Origin of the sequence: Streptomyces sp. NPDC049687 (genome assembly GCF_044465285.1) — a bacterium.
GTDB lineage: Bacteria > Actinomycetota > Actinomycetes > Streptomycetales > Streptomycetaceae > Streptomyces.
In genome coordinates this window covers 556380-575330 of sequence record NZ_JBITLN010000004.1, presented here as the reverse complement: position 1 = coordinate 575330, position 18951 = coordinate 556380, and the positions used below count along the sequence as shown (strand labels likewise).

Here is an 18951-nt window from a genome sequence, read left to right as displayed (position 1 = left end):
AGTAGACACTGTCTACGGCATGCTGGTAGACAGTGTCTATGAGCGATTCCGAGAAGCCGGACCCCGATCTGCGGACCCGTCTCGTCGACATCGGCGTGGACCTGGTCGCACAGGAGGGGGCCGGTGCGCTGACCCTGCGGGAGATCGCCCGCCGGGCCGGCGTCTCGCACGGCGCGCCCCGCCGCCACTTCCCCACCCACCTGGAGCTGCTGTCGGCGATCGCCCGCCGCGGCTTCACCCAGCTGGGCGTGCGGGTGACGACGACCCTCGGTGACGGCGGCGCGGGCCCACGCGCGCAGATCGCCGAACTGGGGCGCGCCTACCTGGAGTTCGCGCTGGACAACTCCGGCATGTACGAGCTGATGTTCCGCCACGACCTGCTGGAAAGCGGGCACTTGAGGCTGCGGGACACCAGCCTGCCGCTGTTCGCGGTCCTGGTGGACCTGGTCGGCCGGGCCCGTCCGGAGGCCGACGCCCGCGCGGTCGCGGGGGCGCTGTGGGCGAACCTGCACGGCATCGCGCAGCTGTGGGGCTGGGGCAGCCTCCAACTCGCCACCGGAGCAGACGACTTCGTACCCCTGCTGCGGACGGCGCTCGACGCGCACCTCGGGCCGGAGGACGGCCGGTGAACCGCCCGTTGACGCTGGCGAGCAGCGTGGCGGGGGCCGTGGTCGTCGCCCTGGACGGCACCGTGCTCACCGTCGCCCAGCCCACCCTCCGCCGCGACCTGCACGCCTCCCTGACCGGGGTGCAGTGGACGAGCACCGGCTATCTCGTGGCCGTGGCGGGCCTGCTGGTGTTCGCCGGACGGCTCGGCGACCGGTACGGCCACCGGCGCACCTTCGCCGTCGGCATGCTCGGCTTCGGCGCCGCCTCGGCCGGTGTCGCATGGGCGCCCGGCGTGGGCTGGGTGATCGGACTGCGGGCCGTCCAGGGGGCGTTCGGAGCCTTGCTCCAGCCCGCCACGCTCGGGATGCTGCGCGCCGCGTTCCCGCCGGACCGGCTGCGCACGCCGATCGCCGTGCGGACCGCCGCCATCGGGGCGGCTGCCGCCGCCGGGCCGGTGGCGGGCGGGGCACTCGCCACGGGGTTCGGCTGGCGGGCGGTGTTCCTCCTCAACGTCGGGCCCGCCCTGTTCTTCGGCGTGCTCGCCCTGGCCTCCCGGGAGGAGCCCCGGCCGTCCGCCCGTGTCCCGCTCGACGTGCCCGGCGCCCTGCTTCTCGCGGTCGCGCTGGCCTGTCTGGTGCACACCCTCGTCACCCTCCCCGGCGCGGCCTGGTCGGCGCCGGTGGCACTGGTCGCGGGGGTCGCCTTCGTGCGGCACGAGCGCCGGGCGCCCGCGCCCCTGCTGCCGCCGGGCGTCGTCGGCTCCCCCGCGGTCGGCGGCGCGCTCGCCGTGCTGGTCACCGCGTCGGCGGCTCTCAACGGCGGACTGTTCGCCTGTGTCTACGTCCTCCAGGACGGCCTCCACCTCACCGCCCTGCACAGCGCGCTGCTCAGCCTGCCGCTGGCGGTGTGCCTGATCGCGGCGGCACCCGTGTCGGCGGTCCTGCTGCGCCGGGCGGGCGCCCGTGCCACGGTCACGGGGGCGACGGCCGTGCTCGCCGCCGGCCTCCTCGTCCTGGCCCGCGCCCCGGGCGAGGCGGCCTTCGCCACCGGGTTCGCGCTGGTCGGAGCCGGGTTCGGGGCCGTGATGGTGGCGGCGACCCATGTCGTCGTACGGCAGGCGCCCGCCGAGGCGGCCGGCGTGGCCGGCGGGCTCCAGCAGACGGCGATGAACGTCGGGCCGGTGCTGGGCGTGGCCTCGGCGACCGTGCTGATGGACCTCGGCGCGGCCCGTTCGCCGATGGCCGTGCTCGGCGTCGCGGCCCTGGCGACGCTCCCGGTCCTGCGGGCTCTGCCGGGACGTGCGGCACCCGTCCCGGCCGGTTCCACGGCTGGTCGTAGCGACACACCCCACACCGATCACGGCGTGGAAAAAGGTCCGTACGCCCGTTCCCTACGCAACCATGAGGACTGAGGTCGTACGGGAGGGGCAACCCGGACCGCACCTCGCACGAGCGCACCGGAGGAGAACGATGGCACTGCTGCGACAAGAGGTCGACCCGAGCGAGGTCGGGCTGGACGCGAAGGCGCTGGACCGCCTCGACCAGCATGTCGCCCACTACGTCGACGAGGGACGGCTGCCCGGTTTCCTCGTGGCCGTCTCCCGGGGCGGGCGAGTGGCGCACCTGACCACGCAGGGCCGCCGCGACATCGCCGCCGGACTGCCGGTCGAGGCCGACACCCTGTACCGGATCTACTCGATGACCAAGCCGGTCACCTCCGTCGCCGCGCTGATACTGATGGAGGAGGGCCGCCTGGGGCTCGACGACCCGGTCGCCGACCATCTCCCGGCCTTCGCCGGCCAGCGGGTGTACGCGGGCGGCTCGGGGAGCGACCTGAAGACCCGCCCCGTGGAGCAGCCGATCCTGATCCGGCACCTGATGACCCACACCGCGGGTCTGACCTTCGCCTTCTACCACTGCCACCCCGTCGACGCCCTCTACCGCGAGGCCGGTCTGGAGTCGGCGGTGCTGCCCGGCTCCAACCTGGCCGAGACCGTCGACGCCTACGCGCGGCTGCCGCTGCAGTTCGAGCCGGGCACCCAGTGGAACTACTCGGTGGCCACCAACGTCCTGGGCCGGATCATCGAGGTCGTCTCCGGGCAGCCCCTCGACACGTTCCTCGCCGAACGGATCTTCCGCCCGCTCGGCATGCCAGACGCCGGCTTCCAGGTCACCGAGGAGCAGACCGGCCGGCTGGCCGAGTTGTACGGCGACGCAGACGACGGCGGCATCGAGCCGATCCCCGGACTGCCGCTGTTCGGCCGGCCGCGGTTCCTGTCGGGAAGCGGCGGTATGGTGGCCACCGCATACGACATCCACCGCTTCAGCGAGCTGCTGCGCCGCCGCGGCGAGCTCGACGGAGTCCGGCTGCTCGCCCCGGAGACGGTGGACCTCATGACGCGCAACCACCTTCCCGGCGGCGCCGACCTGCGTGCCTTCGGCAGCCGCCCCGCCCACGACGAACCCGGCAACGACGGCGTCGGCTTCGGCCTGGGCGTCTCCGTGGTCATCGACCCGGACCGCACCCAGGCCCCGTCCGGCCTCGGCACCTACGGCTGGAGCGGCGTCGCCACCACGACCTTCTGGATCGACCCCAGCCGCGATCTGAGCGTCCAGTTCCTGACCCAGCTGCGGCCGAGGAGGTCACTGAAGCTCTACCCCGACCTCAAGCGGCTGGTGCACGAGGCGGTGACGGACTGACGCCCGTCAGCCGTCCACCCGCACGGTGAACTCCAGCCCCTCCCGGGCGAGTTCGCCCAGCCACTCCTCGGACCGGGCCGCCGTCCCTGCCGCCCGGTTCAGGCCGGGCGGCAGGTCGCCGTCCAGGACGTGCCGGACACCGAGCGCGAGGGTGCGGGAGACACACCGCGCCATCGCGCTCTCCGCCTCGTCGCCCACCAGGTCCAGCAGACAGCTCCCGGACCAGGAAGCGCCGTTGCCCGTCTCCGACGCGACGTCCAGGGAGACCGCGAGGACCACCCGGTCGCGGTCGGCGTCCGTCGTCGGGTAGGTGTCCGCCAACTCCCGTGCCAGCGCGGCGACGTGCGCGTCCTCGCCCTCCCTCAGCTCCCGGAACACCGGCTCCCAGGCCTTCAGCCAGCCGTCCAGGCGCAGGGTGCCGCGCACGAAGGCGAGCGGCTTCCAGGCCGCCGGCAGCCCGTACTGCTCGATGAAGGGGACGCTGTCGCGGTTGGGGTAGACCTCGAAGGGCTCGCCGTCGACGAGGTGCCCGCGGGTCGCCTCCCAGGGGCGCTCGGCCACCGTCTCGGTGCCGTCCTCGACGTAACGGGCGGGCGAGCGCAGGGCGTTGAGGACGCCGAGGGGAGCCCAGCTGAAGCGGTAGCGGAAGTCGTTGGGAACGGCCGGGATCCCTCCGCAGTACGAGGTGAGACGGTACGAGGCCGCCGTGTCCCCGCCGATCACCGCCCGGGCGCGGGCGACCAGGCTGTGCGCGAAGAGGTGGTCGATGCCCGGGTCCAGTCCCGCCTCGGTGAGGACGACGAGCCCGGCCTCCTCGGCCGCCGGCACCTGCTCCAGCACCGCGTCCGAGACATAGCTGGAGCAGGCGAAGTGGGCGCGTCGGGCGACGCAGGCGGCGAGCAGCGGGGCGTGTTCGGGGGCGGGGAGCATCGACACGACGACGTCACCGGGGGCGAGTTCGGCCGTGAGCGCGTCGAGCGTGTACGCGCGCGGTGCGGCGCGTCCGGTCAGGCCGAGCCGGTCGAGGGCCTCGGCCGCGCGCTCGGCCGTGCGGTGCCACAGGCGGACGTCGCCGGTGCGCGCGCACAGGGCGGCCAGGCCACTGCCCGTGGACAGGCCGGCGCCGACCCAGTGGACGGTGCCGGTCGCGGGGACCAGGTCAGTCACGGCCGGGCTTCCCTTCGTCAAGGCCCGGGACGCCGAGTTCACGGCAGGCCCGGTGGTAGCGGTCCAGACAGCGCGCCCAGGCACCGCCCGCGGGGAATTCCAGCAGCTGGGGCAGCAGGGCCGCCGAGAAGTCGGTGCTGGACTCGCGGGGCAGCAGCGACGGAAGGTTGTCGATGGCGATCAGGTCGAGCGGGGGTTCCTTGCGCAGTCGGCGCACCGGGTCCGTCCACTCGGTCGTACGGTCGTAGACGGGCAGCACGTTGAGGGGTGAGCCGACGTCGCAGGTGACGTCGGAGAGGGTGCGCAGCCGGCGGGCCGGGTCGTCGAGATCCTCCTCGCGCACGAAGGGCGGCACCGGGGTCGTGGCCAGCACACAGTTGACCAGCACCTCGTGGTCCAGGAGGGCGCGGCGGTCCAGGTCCCGGGTCTCGGCCAGATCCCAGCAGGCGGGGTCGACGCCCGCCGTGCCGAAGGCCGCCCGGGCGCCGCTGCCGCTGCGGCCGAGGGCGCCCACCACGAGAGCGGTGAACTCCTCGTCGCCGGGTGCCGGGCGCAGGGTGTCGTCGAGTTCGCCCCTGTCGGTGGGGCGCAGCGGCCCGGTCAGCCGGCCCCGGTGCTGGAGCACCGCGAGGGCCGCGCCCAGATAGCCCGCCCAGAAGCCGAACGCGGCGAGCCGGCGGCCCTGTCCGTCGACGAGGTACTCCAGGTCCAGGAGCGCCCCTCCTCCGGCGGCGAATCTCCCGAGCAGCTCGGCCGCGCCGGGCTGCCGCTTGTAGGCGTGCCCGAAGAAGATGTGACGGTGAATCAACTGTGCTGGCTCGTCGGGAAGTTCCTTGAGGCCGAGGACGACCGTGTCGGGCGGCGCCGAGTTCCAGGAGCCCGCGGGGGCGACACGGGCGCCGACCGCCTCGTACGCCTCGACGGGGAAGATCCGCTGGGGGGACTCCTCGACGGTCAGGCGCGCTCCGGCCTCGACGAGGCGGCGGGCGTCGTCGGGGACGACCGGGGTGCGCCGCTCGGTGGTGCGGGCCTCGTGGCGCAGCCACAGGTGCGGTGCCGTCTTACCCGTCATACGCAGTTGACCTCCGGACGCGGGGCGTCGGCCGCGAAACGGCCGGCGCTCAGGGGGGTGACGTCCACGAAGGGTACGCGGCCGAGGTACAGGTCGCGGACGACTTCGCCGACCGCCGGCCCCTGCAGGAATCCGTGCCCGGAGAAACCGGTCGCATACAGAAAACGGGATACCGAATGCGCCTCGCCGATCAGCGCGTTGTGATCCGGGGTGACCTCGTACAAGCCCGCCCAGCCGCCGGTGCGGCGCAGGTCGAGGACGGACGGGGCGCGGTGTTCCAGGGCGGCGGCGAGACGGGGGATCCAGCGGTCGTGCGGGTCGGTGGCGAAGCCGGGGCGCTCGTCGGGGTCGGACATGCCGACCAGGAGGCCGGGGCCCTCGGAGTGGAAGTAGAGGGTGGTGCCGAAGTCGATCGTCATGGGCAGGTCCGGCGGAAGGTCCGCGACCGGTTCCGTGACCGCGATCTGGCGGCGGAGCGGCTGCACCGGAAGGTCCACGCCCACCATCGCGCCGACCGCCCGGGACCAGGCGCCGGCCGCGCAGATCACCGTGTCGGTGGTGATGTCGCCGAGGGTGGTGGTGACGGCGGTGATGGTGTCGCCGCGGGTTTCGATACCGGTGACGGCGGTGCGGCGCAGGATGCGCGCACCGCACTGGCGGGCGGCGGCCGCGTACCCCTGGACGACGGCTTCGGGGGTGCAGTGGCCGTCGTCGGGTGAGAACGCGGCCGCGCGTAAGCCGTCGGTGGTGATCAGCGAAGAGAGACGACGGGCCTCCGCCGGGTCGATCATCCGGCTGGGCACGCCGAGCGCGTTCTGCAGCCGGACGCCCGCCTCGAAGGAGGCGACCTCCTCGGGCGTGGAGAGCAGGAAGAGATAGCCGACCCGGCGCAGTCCGATGTCGTGTCCGAACTCCTCCCCGAACCGCCCGAACGCCTCCAGGCTGCGCGCCCCGAGCTGGATGTTCAGTTCGTCGGAGAACTGGGCGCGCACTCCGCCCGCGGCCTTCGAGGTCGACCCGGCGCCGAGGTCGTCCCGCTCCACGAGCAGGACGTCCCGTACGCCCGCGGCGGCCAGATGGTAGGCGATGCTGGTCCCCATCACTCCGCCGCCGATGACGACGACCGAGGCATGTGTGTTCACGCGAGCGGCTCCTTACTGTGCGGCGGCCCCGGCCCGAGTACCGAGGCCGGGGCTGTCACATGCCGTGGCCGTCGCGATCCCCCTCCGCGGGGACGACGGCCCGGAGCCCGCTCAGGACCAGTGCGCCACCGCGTCCAGATGGGGCAGCCGGTGGTCCATGCGCTCCCGCTTGGTGCGCAGGTAGGTGATGTTGTTCTCGCACGGCTCTATCAGCAGGGGCACCTCCTCGGCGACCTGGATGCCGTTGTCCACCAGCGCCTCGCGCTTGCGCGGGTTGTTCGACATCAGCCGCACGGACCGTACGCCCAGATCGCGCAGGATGTCGGCGGCCACCTTGTAGTCGCGGGCGTCCACCGGGAAGCCGAGCGCCACGTTCGCCTCGACGGTGTCCAGGCCCTCCGCCTGCAGCGCCATCGCGCGCAGCTTGCCGAGCAGTCCGATGCCGCGCCCCTCGTGCCCGCGCAGGTAGACGACGATGCCGCTGCCCGCGGCGACGACGGCCCGCAGCGCCGACTCCAGCTGGTCGCCGCACTCGCAGTGCTGGGAGCCGAAGGCGTCGCCGGTCAGGCACTCCGAGTGCAGCCGGGTCAGCACGTCCTCGGTGCCGATCTCGCCGTACACCAGGGCGACTTGTTCGTCACCGCGGTCGTGGTCGAGGTAACCGACCGCCTGGAATTTGCCGTACACGGTCGGCAGGGGTGCATTCACGACGCGTTCCACACCCGTACGCTGCGGGGTCTTCTTGCCGAGTACACCAATTTTTTCTGTCATGATTCTGATTCCTAAGCGGAGACGAAAGGCCCTGAAAAGATGAGTGGTTCGGACATACGGACGGCGGCGACAGCGGCGGCGGCGTACGGCCTGGTGCCCGCGGACACCACCGAGGACGTCCGCGCCCGGGGTGCCGGCGCCGCGACGCAGGTGGCCGTGCTTCCGGTCGGCAGTTTCGAACAGCACGGCCCGTACCTGCCGTTGGCCACCGACACGCTGGTCGCCTGCGCCATCGCCCGGGAGATCGCCGGGACATACCCGGTGCACCTCCTTCCGCCGGTGACCATCGCCTGCTCGCACGAGCACGCGGCCTGGCCGGGGACCGTCAGCATCTCCTCCGTGACCCTTCACGCGGTGGTACGGGACATAGCGGCGTCACTGCGCCGCTCGGGCGTCGAGGCCCTGGTGCTGGTCAACGGACACGGCGGGAACTACGTCCTGGGCAACGCGGTCCAGGAGTCCTCCGCCCGCGGTGAGCGGATGGCGCTCTTCCCCGCCCCGGAGGACTGGGAGGCGGCGCGGGAACGGTCCGGGGTGGCGACCTCGCTCCTCACCGACATGCACGCCGGGGAAATCGAGACCTCGATCCTGCTGCACGCCCATCCCGAACTCGTCCGGCCCGGTTACGAGTCCGCCGATTTCACCGCGGACGACCGTCGCCATCTGCTCACGCTGGGAATGTCCGCCTATACCGATTCGGGCGTCATCGGCCGTCCTTCCCTGGGGTCGGCGGAAAAGGGGAAGGAACTCCTGGCGAGCCTGGCGGATTCCTTCGGCGCGTATTTCGCATTGCTGACCTCGGGAACCGGGGCGGCCGGGACACCCGCCCGGGCGTCCGGAACCCCCGCCCTGGGCACGGGGACGCCCGCCCTGGGAGCCGGGGCGCCCACGACCGGGGACGCGGCGGCCGGCTCCGAGTAGTCCGCGCGGGAGGCGGGATCGGCGACACCGGCCGTCCCCGCCTCCCCGGGCACCACGGTCGATCCGGTCTCCCCGGACACCTCGCTCGCTCCGGCCCGTACGGAGCCGTACCAGCGCACGACGAGAACGACCGCCCCCGGCAGCGCGGCCACGAAGCTCAGCACCCCGTACACCACCGACACCGACAGGCCGGTGCTCGCGCCGAGTCCGGCGGCGCCGAACGCCCAGGCGGTGACGCCCTCGCGGGGGCCCCAGCCGCCGACGTTCAGGGGCAGGCCCATGGCGAGCAGGGCGAGGACCGCGATCGGCAGCAGGGTGAGGACGGAGGCCGCGGAGCCGGCGACCCGGGCCGCGACGACGAACATCGCGAGGTGTCCGGACAGCACGACCACCGAGGACAGGGCGACGCCCGGCCCGTTGCGCCGGGACAGCAGTCCCTCGCGCGCCTCGGCCAGCGTCCTGCGCAGGCGCCCGTCCCGGCGCGGGGCCGAGGAGTTCATACGCAGCGCCAGGAACACGGCGAGCGCGCCCGTCCCGGCCAGCAGGACCGGCGGGGCGATCTGCCGTGCGTCCGCCATCACCGGGGACGGCAGCACCAGCAGGACGGTCGCGCCCGCGACGGCCAGCGCGAGCTGTCCCGCCGTACGCTCCAGCACCACCGCCCGTACCCCGCGCCCGACGTCACCGGCGCTCTGCCCGTGCCGCACGGCGCGGTGCACGTCGCCGAGGATGCCGCCCGGCAGGGCCGCGTTCAGGAACAGCGAGCGGTAGTAGTCGGCGACGGCCGCGCCCAGCGGCAGCCGGATCCGCAGCCCGCGCGCGACCAGCGCCCACCGCCAGGCGCTGAACACGGTCGTGACCACGCCGATCCCCAGCCCGGCCAGCAGAGTCGGTACGTCGATCCGCCGCAGCCCGTCCAGGAACACGCCGGTGCCCATCCGCCACAGCAGCACCGCGAGGATGACGACCCCGGCGACCGTCCCGAAGTGGGTGCGCAGGGCGCGGGAGGCGAGCAGTCGGCGCCACGCCGACGGCGTGCGGTGCGCCTGCGTCACGATGACGCCGATCCGGGCCGCGGACACGGCGGGCCCGGTCCGGGCCACCGACGGGGCGCGCGGCGGCCGTCGTACCGCGAGGGTGCCCTCGCCCCACACCACGGGCGCGGCCGGCTCCACCCGCGCGCCCACCGTCTCGGCACTCATCACGCGCCGCCCGTCGGCCGGGCCAGCGCGAGCAGGTCGCTGTGGTGGACGGTGACCCGCAGCTCGCCGGCCTGGCAGGCCGCGAGGCGCGTGGCCAGGTACGCCTCGGCGCGCTCGGCCAGTTCGGGGCGCTCCTCGACGGCCGCGCCCACCCAGCCGCGCAGCCACTGGGCGGTCAGGGCGACGTTCTGCGGACCGAGCCGCCACGGGCTCGGGTGGACCTTGACCGTGGCGCCGTGGGCGGCGAACGCCTCACAGGCCGCGGTCACCGCGTCGGGGCCGAGGAGGCCGCCGCGCCGCTGGTGGTCGTTGAACGCGGCGGTGATCTCCTCGTCCATCGGGTCCGGCGCGGCGAACTCGACACGGCCGGCCACCGAGAGCGTCAGCAGCGCCGGGCAGCCGGCGCCGGCGCAGGCGGCGGCGAGGGTCTCCACCTCCTCGCGGGTGAGGACGTCCAGGAGCGCGGAGGCGGTGACCAGCGAGGCGCCGACCAGGGCGTCCGCGGTGAGCCGGGCGACGTCGCCGCGCCGGGTCTCGACGGTGACCCTGCTGCCGTCGGCGGCGGCGCGCGGGGAGGCGACGGCCGCGAAGTGCAGAAGGTAGGGGTCGCGGTCGTGCAGGATCCAGTGCTGGCCGCCGTCCAGGCGGGGCGCCAGCCAGCGGCCCATCGAGCCGGTGCCGCAGCCCAGGTCGTGCACGGCGAGACCGCCGCTGCGCGCGCCGGGCAGGTTGGCGAGCCGGATCCGCAGCGGGTCCAGCAGATCCACGGCCCGCGCGGCCGCGTCGGCGGGCTCGCGCAACTGCAGCCACTCGGGGGCGTAACGGGGCTGGTCCTCCGGACCGGCCTCGCGCAGCCGCACGGTGGGCCGCTCACCGGGACGGCTGACGGGACCCGCGCCCGCTATCACGGCGTCGGCCGGGCTGTCGCCCACGGTCTCGTCCACTGTCTGGTTCACAGCCTCACCAAGGGTTTCGCTGCCGCTGCGGTTCATCGTCCCGGTCACGGTGTCGGTCATCGTGGAGGCCTCCTTGGGGCCCGGCTGGGCCGGGATGCGGCCGATCTGGCGGGCCACGTCCGCCGGGGTCACCGTGGTCTTCCTCATGCCGCCCTCCGGGGTTCGCTGGGAAGCCGGCCCAGGACGCCGGCCAGGCTCTGGGCGGTGGACGCCCAGCCGTTCAGGGCCGCGCGGCGGCTGCGGGCGGCCGCCTTCAGCCGGCGCCGCACGTCCGCCTCGCCGAACCAGCCGCGCAGCTCGGCGGCGAGCGCGGCCGGGTTCTCCGGCGGCACGAGAATGCCGGGAACGCCGCCGTCGGGGGCGCGGCCGACCGCCTCGGGCAGCCCGCCGACGTCCGTCGCCAGAACCGGGATGCCCCGCGCGAGGGCCTCGGTGACCGCCATGCCGTACGTCTCGGCGTAGGAGGTGAGGACCATCAGGTCGGCGGTGGCGTACGCGGCGTCGAGTTCGGCGCCCGCCTTCGGACCGGCGAGCTCCAGCCGGTCCTCGAGACCGTACTTCGCGATGAGGCCGCGCAGATGGGCGACGTACTCCGGGTCCTGGCCCAGACCGCCCACGCACACACAGCTCCACCGCAGGTCGGTCACCGCGGCCAGCGCCTCCACCAGCCGGTGCTGGCCCTTGCGCGGGGTCACGGCGGCCACGCACAGCAGTCTCGACACCCCGTCCGTCCCCGAGGCGAGGGGTGCGATGTCCGCACCGGGCGCGGCGCAGTGCACCTTCTCGGGGGCCAGGCCGTGGTGGGAGACGAGCCGGCGCACCGCCCAGTCACTGGTGGCGATCACCGCGGGCACGGCCCGCAGCACATCCCGTTCCCTGGCGTCGAGTTCGGCGGCCAGCTCCGGGGCGAGGCCCGTCTCGTCGCCGAGCGGAAGGTGGACGAGGACCGCGAGCCGCAGCCGCTCCGCCTCCGGCACGACGATCTCCGGGACACCGCAGGCGACCAGCCCGTCGAGCAGGACGACGGTCCCGTCGGGGAACTCGGCCAGGGTGCGCGCCAGTTCCGTCCGCGCGGCCGTCTCCGGGCGCGGCCAGGAGCCGTCGACCAGGTGCTTGTGGACCTGCCAGCCGAAGCCGGGCAGGTCCAGGCAGACCCGCCGGTCGTAGGCGTTGCCGCCGCTGGGGTTCGCCGGGTCGTAGACACCGCCCGGCATGACGAAGTGCACGGAGCGCAGGGACATGGGGATGATGTCGCCCATCTTGGGAACGGCCGTCTGTGCGGGTACGTACGCGAGCGGGGCCTTCTCCAGGGTCACGTCGGTCACAGCGCACGCTCGTAACTCGCCCAGGCGATGTGCGACTCGTGCAGGGTGACGGAGAGGGAGGCGATACCGCGGGCGCCCTCGCCGAGCGCGCCCTTGTGGATCCGCTCGGCGAGCCGGTCCGCGACGACCTTGGCCAGGAACTCGGTGGAGGTGTTGATCCCGGCGAATTCGGGCTCGTTGTCCAGGTTGCGGTAGTTCAGCTCGCTGACCACGGCTCCCAGTTCCTGGGTGGCCAGTCCGATGTCGACGACGATGTTGTCGTCGTCCAGCTGCCCGCGGCGGAACGTGGCGTCCACCAGGAACGTCGCTCCGTGCAGGCGCTGCGCGGGTCCGAAGACCTCGCCGCGGAAGCTGTGGGCGATCATGATGTGATCGCGGACGGTGACACTGAACAACGGACGACCCTCCAGGTGCGGCGCGTCTGGTCCCCCGGCCGTTGGCCGCCGGGGGATGCCGTGTAGTACGGCTCCTCGCTTCCCCCCGTTCAGTCGAATCTCACTCTTTTCTCAGGTCAGGCGCTCTTGCCCGGACGCGGCCCGTACCTGACGCGATGACAGAGCGCGGGGATCTCCCCCGAGGCGAGCCGCGGCATCACCTCCGGCAGCTCCTCGAACGCGCTTTCCCCCGTGACGAGCGCGTCGAGCGCCGGGTCGGCGAGCAGGTCGAGGGCGAGCGCGAGCCGGTCGGCGTAGCTGCGGTCGGCGCGGGCCGGGGAGACGGTTCCGACCTGGCTGCTGCGGATCACCAGGCGGCGGGAGTGGAAGGCCTCGCCGAGCGGGAGGGCGATCTTCCGGTCGCCGTACCAGCTCAGTTCGAGGACGGTGCCCTCGGCGGTCAGCAGTTCCAGGGAACGGGTGAGGCCCGCTTCGGTGGCGCTGGCGTGCACGACCAGGTCGCAGCCGCCCAGGGCGTCCCCGGGCAGCGCGAAGCCGACGCCGAGCGCCTCGGCGGTCTTCGCCCGCGCCGGGTCGGCGTCCACCAACTGGACGCGGACGCCCGGGAAACGGGCGAGCAGTGCGGCGACCGAGCAGCCGACCATGCCGCCGCCCACCACCGCGATCCGATCCCCGACCAGCGGTTTCGCATCCCACAGCGCGTTGACGGCGGTCTCCACCGTGCCCGCCAGGACGGCCCGTTCGGCGGGCACGGAGTCCGGTACGACCGTCACGGCCGCCGCGGGAACGACGTACCGCGTCTGATGCGGGTACAGACAGAACACGGTCCGGCCGACGAGCCGCTCCGGCCCCTCCTCCACCATCCCCACGCTGAGGTAGCCGTACTTCACGGGCGCAGGGAAGTCGCCCTCCTGGAACGGCGCCCGCATCACGGCGTGCTGGCTCGCCGGCACCCCGCCGCGGAAGACGAGGGTCTCCGTGCCGCGGCTGACCCCGGAGTACAGCGAGCGGACGACGACCTCGCCCTCGGCCGGGTCCGGCAGGGCGACGTCCCGTATCGCGCCCTGTCCCGGAGAGTCGAGCCAGAACGCACGTCCGGTGCGGTTCATCGGCATCCTCCTGAACGATCTGGAACTGGTGCACGTACCGAGGTGTGCACAGGTCGCGCACAGTACGCGGCACTGATCATCTCTGTCATCTGGCCGGAGGAATGTGCGGTGGCCCTGAACAACACTTACGACGCAAGGCTGGTCCAGCAGGAGACCGCTGTGGGAGCGGGCGTTCAGATCCTGTTGCTGGCCCTGCTCGGCTCGGCGATCGGCATGGGCCCGGCGGGCTGGGTGACCGGCCTCGTCTTCGCCGTCGCCACCTGGGCGGTCCTCTCCCGGGCGCTGCACCGCTCCCGGCTGCGGTCCTTCGGCCCCGCCAACCGCGTCACCCTCGGCCGCGCCACCCTCGTCGGCGGAGTGACCGCCCTCGTCGCGGACTCCTTCGAGAGCACCCCGCCGGTGACCCTGCTGGTCGGCCTCACCGCCGTGGCCCTGATCCTCGACGGCGTCGACGGCAAGGTCGCCCGACGCACCGGCACCTCCACGGCTCTGGGCGCCCGCTTCGACATGGAGGTCGACGCGTTCCTGATCCTCGTCCTGAGCGTGTACGTCTCGATGGCGCTCGGCCCGTGGGTGCTGCTGATCGGCGGCATGCGCTACGCCTTCGTCGCCGCCGCCCGGGTCGCCCCGTGGCTCAACGCCCCGCTCCCGCCGAGCATGGCCCGCAAGACGGTCGCCGCCCTGCAGGGCGTCTGCCTGCTGGTGGCGGGCGCGGATCTGCTGCCCTACGCGGCCAACTTCGCCATCATGCTGCTGGCCCTCGGCTCCCTGCTCTGGTCGTTCGGCCGGGACGTGCTGTGGCTGTGGCGCACCTCGCGCGTCGAGGCGGGGCTTCCGTCGAACCAGCGGCGGGTGCTGGAGCCGGCGTAGATCGCATACTGGATCGTGTCCCCGGCATACAGGATGTCGTGTACGCCATAACGGATCCCGCGCACCCCGTGCAGAACCTCGCACCACGCATACGGGGCCGGCGCAACCGCCCACGGAAAAGGGCCCGCACCGTCGCGGACGGTCCGGGCCCTTCCGTATGCGCTCCTACGGCCGTACCGCGCGCGCTTCCCTGTCAGGCCTTCTCGGGGTGGCGGGGCAGCAGGGTGATCGCGGTGGCCGGTACGGCGGCCAGCAGCAGCCAGGGCACGGCCCGCGGCAGACCGGTGTCGAGGAGGGAGCCGGTGGCCGCGCTGCCCAGCAGGACGATCAGCCCGGACACCGAGGACAGCGCGCCGGTGTACAGCCCCAGCCGGCCGTCCTCTGCGAGGTCGGGCACCCAGGCCCGGGCGGCGGGCGCGACCAGCATCTGACCGAGGGTGAGCAGCACGACGAACCCGGCGGCCGGCAGCAGCCCGGCCGTGCCGGTCCGCCCGGTCGGCAGGGCGGCGGCCACCACCGCGAACCCGGCGGCGATCAGCGCCAGCCCGGCCGCCATCGAGCGGCGCGGGCCGATCCGCTCGCCCGCCCACCGGGTGACGGCCAGCTGCGCGGTCACCACGAGCAGCGACGACAGTGCGAACAGCCAGGCCAGCGGCGCCTGCGAACCGGCCGCACGCTCCACTTCGGCGGGCAGGGCCAGGTAGAACTGGTTGTGGGCGAGCAGGTAGGCGCCGTACGCGCAGCACAGCGCGAGGAAGCGGCGGTTGCGCAGCAACGGCCCCACCCCGCCCCGCACGTGAACGCGCTCACGGCCGGGGATGTGCTGCGGCAGCAGCCGCACGTGGCCCACGAGCACGAAGACGAAGACGCCGGCACCCGCAAGGCACACGGTACGGAAGTCGACCGACAACAGCAGCGCGCCCAACAGCGGTCCGACGAACGCCCCGGCCTGCCCGGCGACCGTGAACAGCGCCAGTACCCGGGTCCGCGACCCGCCGCCCGCCTCCTCGTGCACGACCGCCTGCCGAGCCACCTCGGACTCGACCGCCGGCGAGAACAGGGCGGCCGCGAACCCGATCAGCGACACCGCGCCGATCACCGCCCAGGCCCGCTCGGCGTATCCGAGCAGGCCGAACCCGGCGATCCTGAGCGCACATCCGGTGAGTACGACGGGCCGCACCCCGTACCGGTCGGCCAGCACCCCGCCGACCACGAACAGCCCCTGCTGGCTGAAGGTCCGCAGCCCCAGCACGAACCCGACGAGCCACCCCGCCATACCGACCGCACCGCCGAGATGCTCGGCGAGAAAGGGCAGCACGGCGAAGAAGCCGATGTTGAAGGCGAGTTGGGTGAGGACGAGCAGCCGCAGGAGCGCGGAGAGCCGGACCTTGTCCTCGGAACTCCGGTACAGGGAGAGGGCGCTCATCGGATGCCCGCCGACGCGGAGGCGCCGACATGAGGTCCGGGCGCCCTGCGCCGTGGCCGTCGCAGTCCCCCGGCCGCCGTGACGGCGAGGGCACCCAGCAGGGCGAGGACGGAGGCGGGGGCGAGGACGGCCCAGGGGGCGCGTTCGGCGTAGGGCTGGTTCTCGGCGAGCAGCAGACCCCACTCGGGGGACGGCGGCTGGGCACCGAGCCCGAGGAAGCCGAGGGAGGCGAGGGCGAGGGACAGGCCGGGCAGCCGCAGCAGGGCGTGGCGGGCGACGGGCGGGAGAACGGCGGGCAGGAGTTCGCTCCTGAGCAGATACCAGCGGCCGGCGCCCAGGGCACGGGTCGCGGTCAGGTGCAGCGTGGCCCGCTCCTCCCGCAGGAGTGCGGAGGTGTGCGCGGCGAGCGGGGCCCAGGCGACGACGGACACCGCGAGGACGGGCGTCGCGGTCCCGCTGCCCCAGAGCGCGGTGACGAGAAGGGCGGCCAGGACGGGCGGTACGGCGTTGACGGTGTCGACGAGCGGCCCCGACACCCGGGGCAGCAGCCCGAGCAGAACACCGGCGGCCAGGGCGAGCGCGCTGATGGCGAGGGCGAGGAGGAGGGTGTCGAGCGCGCCGTGGGCGACGCGGGCGAGCATGTCCCGGCCGAGGGCGTCGGTCCCGAAGGGGTGGCTGAGGGAGGGGGGTCGGAGGCGGGCGGTGGTGTCGAGGGCGAGGGGGTCGCGAGGGAGGCCGGGGCCTATGACGACGATCAGCAGAATGCCGTATGCGAAAGGGGGGATGCTGCGGGCGGTCGACGATGGTCCGTGGACCGTATGCGATGGCCCGTGGAGTGTATGCAGCGCACCGTCGCGCAGAGCCGGCCCGATGAGCCGTCGGGCGGCCAAGTGGGCCGCGCCGGTCGTGGCGGCGGCCAGAGCGACGAGGGTGAGCGTGCCGGCCTGGAGCACGGGAAGGTCCTGGGCGAGCGCGGCCTGCAGGGTGGTCCGGCCGAGGCCGGGGATGTCGAAGATCTGCTCCACGGCGACCGACCCGCCGGTCAGTCCCACGGCGAACAGCCCGAGGTTGGGGAGCAGTCCGGGCACGCAGCGGCGCAGCGCCTGGCGGGCGATGCTCCGGCCGGGCAGTCCGCGCGCGGCGGCGGCCGACGCCCAGGGCTCGGCGAAGGCGGCGGGCAGCTGGTCGTCGAGGAGACGCCCGAGGACGGCGCCGGCGGGCAGGCCGAGGGCGAGCGCGGGCAGGACGGTCCACTGCGGTCCGTACCAGCCGAGGGCGGGCAGCCAGCCCCATTGCACGCCGACGACGGTGGCGAGGACGGACGCGATGAGGAACTCGGGCAGCGCGGCGAGCACGGCGGACCCCGAGCCGCCCGAGGGCCGCCCGTCCAGGCGCCGGTGGGCGCCGAGGTACAGGGTGCGGGCGCACACCACGGCGGCCGTGCAGCCGGCGACGAACAGGGACACCGCCATCAGCAGCACGGACGCCCCGAGGGCCTGGGCGACGGCGGGCGCGACGTCGGCGCCGGAGATCCACGACCGTCCGGCGTCCCCGCGCGGGAGCCCGCCGAGCCACTTCCCGAGGAGGTTCGACGGGCCTTCCGCCAGCCCGAGTCGGGCACGGATGTCGGCGAGGACCTCGGGGTCCGGGTCGCGGTCGGCGGACCGGGCCTTGAGGACGGTGAGCGCCGGGTCGGTGTGCGAGAGCCAGGGCAGCAGCCCGATCCCGCACACCAGTGCCACGGCCAGTCCGGCACGCCACAGCAGCGTGCCCACCCTGCTGCCCATGGCTCAGCGCCGGGTTCCCGCACCGACCAGGGTGCGCTCGTAGGGGTCGAGGAGCACCCCGTCGACCTCGGCGGCGACGCCGGTGATGACGCGCTGGTGGGCCAGGGGGACGACGGCGTCGGTGCCGAGGACGGCGGCCTCGGCGGCCAGGGCGGCCTGCTGCCGCTTGCCGGTGTCGGCGACCGCCTGCGCCTCGGCCACGGCGCGGTCGACGGCCGGGGTGCACACCTGGGCGATGTTGTAGCCGCCGTCGCAGGTGAAGTCGCTCGCCAGGACGGCGACGGGGTCGCCCGTGTCGACGAGGGTGTTGCGGGCGAGGACGAACGCGTCGAACTTCCCGGCCAGCGCGTCGCTCTCGAGCCGCGAGTACTCGCGCACCTCCAGCTTCACCGTGAACCCGGCGTTCTCCAACTGCTGCTTCAACACCTGGGCTGCTTCGGGAAGTTCGGGCCGGTTGTCGTAGGTGGCGAGGGTGAGCGAGGCTCCGTCGGGATCCCCTGCCTCCGCGCGGTGGGCCGGCTTCACCCGGTTGCCCTCGGCCCAGGTGACGGCGGGCCCGTAGATGCCGGCGCCGGCGTCGGCGTGGCCCTCGTACACGCCCCGGGCGAACGCGGAGGTGTCGACGGCTGCGCGGGCGGCGGCACGCAGGGCGGGGTCCTCGAAGATGCCCGAGTCGGTGTTGAGGAGCAGACTCGTGGTGCGGGTGGTGGGGGTCTCGCGGCGGGTGTCCGCGTCGAGGCCGGCGACCTGGGCGACGGGTATCGCCTCGGCGACGTCGACCTGGCCGGTGCGCAGGGCGTTGGCGCGGGCGGTGCCGTCGGCGATGAAGCGGGCGTCGATGCCCGAGGCCTGGGCGCGGCCGCCCCAGTAGTCGTCGAACCGGTCGAGGCCGGCGGCGCCGGCGCCGGTGACCTCGGTGAGCTCGAAGGGGCCGGTGGCGGTGCCGGCCGGGTCGACGGCGTCCTTCTCCTCGTACGCCTTCGGGGAGAGGACGGCGAGGCTCGGGCTGGACAGGCGCAGGGGCAGGACGGGGTCGGGTTCGGTCGTGGTGATCCGTACGCCGGCGGAACCTTTCGCCTTCGCCGTGAGCGTGACGCCGGCGAGGGCGGCGGGGGCGGGTTCGGCCCGGGTGGCGTGGGCGAGGGAGGCGGCGACGGCGGCCGGGGTGACCTCGGTGCCGTCCTGGAAGACGGCCTCGCGCAGAGTGAACAGCCAGGTCCGGTCGTCCTCGCGGCGCCAGGACGCGGCCAGCGCGGGCGCTGCGGCGCCGTTGGCGTCGAGGATGGTGAGGCCCTCGGTCACCCCGAGGCGGCTGAGGATCGTGGCGTCGGCGCCGTACGGGGAGAGGTTCTCGGCGGGCGGGAAGGCGAGAGCGACCCGCAGCCGGGAACCGTCCTCGCCCTCGGACGCCTCCCCGCCGCCGCCGGTGGAGGCGAAGCAGCCGGCGAGGAGCGGGGTCAGGAGGAACGCGGCGAGGAGCCGGGGGTGGCGCATGGGTGA

At 74.0% G+C, this 18951-nt stretch carries 16 protein-coding genes and 1 pseudogene; 5 read left to right on the top strand and 12 right to left on the bottom strand.

From position 1 onward, the window contains the following. The first annotated feature begins 38 nt into the window (after nt 1–38). The 3 genes from ACIBVL_RS16770 to ACIBVL_RS16760 are packed head-to-tail and all read left to right on the top strand — an operon-like array spanning nt 39 to nt 3308. A complete protein-coding gene (locus ACIBVL_RS16770) occupies nt 39–629 on the top strand; it encodes a TetR/AcrR family transcriptional regulator (RefSeq protein ID WP_399097880.1) in 591 nt (196 codons plus the stop codon). Continuing rightward, nucleotides 626–2020, top strand: coding sequence for an MFS transporter (locus tag ACIBVL_RS16765; protein ID WP_399097879.1), 1395 nt, complete (start codon nt 626–628; stop codon nt 2018–2020). The genes ACIBVL_RS16770 and ACIBVL_RS16765 overlap by 4 nt, the downstream gene beginning before the upstream one ends. Nucleotides 2021–2078: 58 nt before the next feature. Next, the gene (locus ACIBVL_RS16760; protein ID WP_399097878.1) at nt 2079–3308 is read left to right on the top strand and encodes a serine hydrolase domain-containing protein; all 1230 of its coding nucleotides are present in this window, start codon (nt 2079–2081) and stop codon (nt 3306–3308) included. A 6-nt stretch (nt 3309–3314) separates the two neighbouring features. On the opposite strand, the gene ACIBVL_RS16755 is transcribed toward ACIBVL_RS16760, so the two are convergent. The 4 genes from ACIBVL_RS16755 to ribA all read right to left on the bottom strand — a co-directional run bounded on the left by ACIBVL_RS16755 (nt 3315) and on the right by ribA (nt 7460). Further along, complete coding sequence (locus ACIBVL_RS16755) at nt 3315–4475, bottom strand: saccharopine dehydrogenase family protein (RefSeq protein WP_399097877.1); 1161 nt, start codon at nt 4473–4475, stop codon at nt 3315–3317. Further along, nucleotides 4468–5547 (bottom strand): saccharopine dehydrogenase, encoded by a 1080-nt coding sequence (locus ACIBVL_RS16750; RefSeq protein WP_399097876.1) that lies wholly within the window; start codon nt 5545–5547, stop codon nt 4468–4470. Before ACIBVL_RS16750 ends, ACIBVL_RS16755 begins: the two co-directional genes overlap by 8 nt. Then, entirely contained in the window at nt 5544–6689 is a 1146-nt protein-coding gene (locus tag ACIBVL_RS16745) for an NAD(P)/FAD-dependent oxidoreductase (protein WP_399097875.1), read from the bottom strand. The genes ACIBVL_RS16750 and ACIBVL_RS16745 overlap by 4 nt, the downstream gene beginning before the upstream one ends. 111 nt (nt 6690–6800) lie before the next feature. Then, nucleotides 6801–7460 carry a GTP cyclohydrolase II gene (gene ribA / locus ACIBVL_RS16740; protein ID WP_399097874.1) on the bottom strand — a complete coding sequence of 220 codons (660 nt, stop codon included), beginning with the start codon at nt 7458–7460 and terminating at the stop codon, nt 6801–6803. Between the two features lie 39 nt (nt 7461–7499). Here ribA and ACIBVL_RS16735 point away from each other — a divergent pair, with 39 nt between their 5' ends. Next, nucleotides 7500–8381 (top strand): creatininase family protein, encoded by an 882-nt coding sequence (locus tag ACIBVL_RS16735; protein ID WP_399097873.1) that lies wholly within the window; start codon nt 7500–7502, stop codon nt 8379–8381. A gap of 146 nt (nt 8382–8527) precedes the next feature. Here ACIBVL_RS16735 and ACIBVL_RS16730 read toward each other — a convergent pair. The 5 genes and pseudogenes from ACIBVL_RS16730 to ACIBVL_RS16710 form a co-directional block, all read right to left on the bottom strand. Further along, a pseudogene (locus ACIBVL_RS16730) lies at nt 8528–9583 on the bottom strand (YbhN family protein); the annotation flags it as partial. Next, nucleotides 9583–10686: a trans-aconitate methyltransferase gene (locus ACIBVL_RS16725; protein ID WP_399097872.1), complete on the bottom strand. Its 1104-nt coding sequence runs from the start codon at nt 10684–10686 to the stop codon at nt 9583–9585. The gene ACIBVL_RS16725 and the pseudogene ACIBVL_RS16730, both read right to left, overlap by 1 nt. Continuing rightward, nucleotides 10683–11864, bottom strand: coding sequence for a glycosyltransferase family 4 protein (locus ACIBVL_RS16720; protein ID WP_399097871.1), 1182 nt, complete (start codon nt 11862–11864; stop codon nt 10683–10685). The genes ACIBVL_RS16725 and ACIBVL_RS16720 overlap by 4 nt, the downstream gene beginning before the upstream one ends. After that, the gene (locus ACIBVL_RS16715) at nt 11861–12259 is read right to left on the bottom strand and encodes a 6-pyruvoyl trahydropterin synthase family protein (protein WP_399097870.1); all 399 of its coding nucleotides are present in this window, start codon (nt 12257–12259) and stop codon (nt 11861–11863) included. Before ACIBVL_RS16715 ends, ACIBVL_RS16720 begins: the two co-directional genes overlap by 4 nt. Before the next feature lie 116 nt (nt 12260–12375). Then, nucleotides 12376–13368 (bottom strand): zinc-binding alcohol dehydrogenase, encoded by a 993-nt coding sequence (locus ACIBVL_RS16710; RefSeq protein ID WP_399097869.1) that lies wholly within the window; start codon nt 13366–13368, stop codon nt 12376–12378. Nucleotides 13369–13476: 108 nt separating this feature from the next. Here ACIBVL_RS16710 and ACIBVL_RS16705 point away from each other — a divergent pair, with 108 nt between their 5' ends. Beyond that, complete coding sequence (locus ACIBVL_RS16705) at nt 13477–14238, top strand: CDP-alcohol phosphatidyltransferase family protein (RefSeq protein ID WP_399097868.1); 762 nt, start codon at nt 13477–13479, stop codon at nt 14236–14238. Nucleotides 14239–14431: 193 nt separating this feature from the next. Here ACIBVL_RS16705 and ACIBVL_RS16700 read toward each other — a convergent pair whose 3' ends face one another. From ACIBVL_RS16700 to ACIBVL_RS16690, 3 genes are read right to left on the bottom strand one after another with little or no spacing between them, the layout of a single operon-like run. Beyond that, complete coding sequence (locus tag ACIBVL_RS16700) at nt 14432–15664, bottom strand: MDR family MFS transporter (RefSeq protein ID WP_399097867.1); 1233 nt, start codon at nt 15662–15664, stop codon at nt 14432–14434. Further along, nucleotides 15661–17451, bottom strand: coding sequence for an ABC transporter permease subunit (locus ACIBVL_RS16695; protein ID WP_399097866.1), 1791 nt, complete (start codon nt 17449–17451; stop codon nt 15661–15663). The genes ACIBVL_RS16700 and ACIBVL_RS16695 overlap by 4 nt, the downstream gene beginning before the upstream one ends. A gap of 3 nt (nt 17452–17454) precedes the next feature. After that, entirely contained in the window at nt 17455–18945 is a 1491-nt protein-coding gene (locus ACIBVL_RS16690; RefSeq protein ID WP_399097865.1) for an ABC transporter substrate-binding protein, read from the bottom strand. Nucleotides 18946–18951 lie beyond the last annotated feature (6 nt).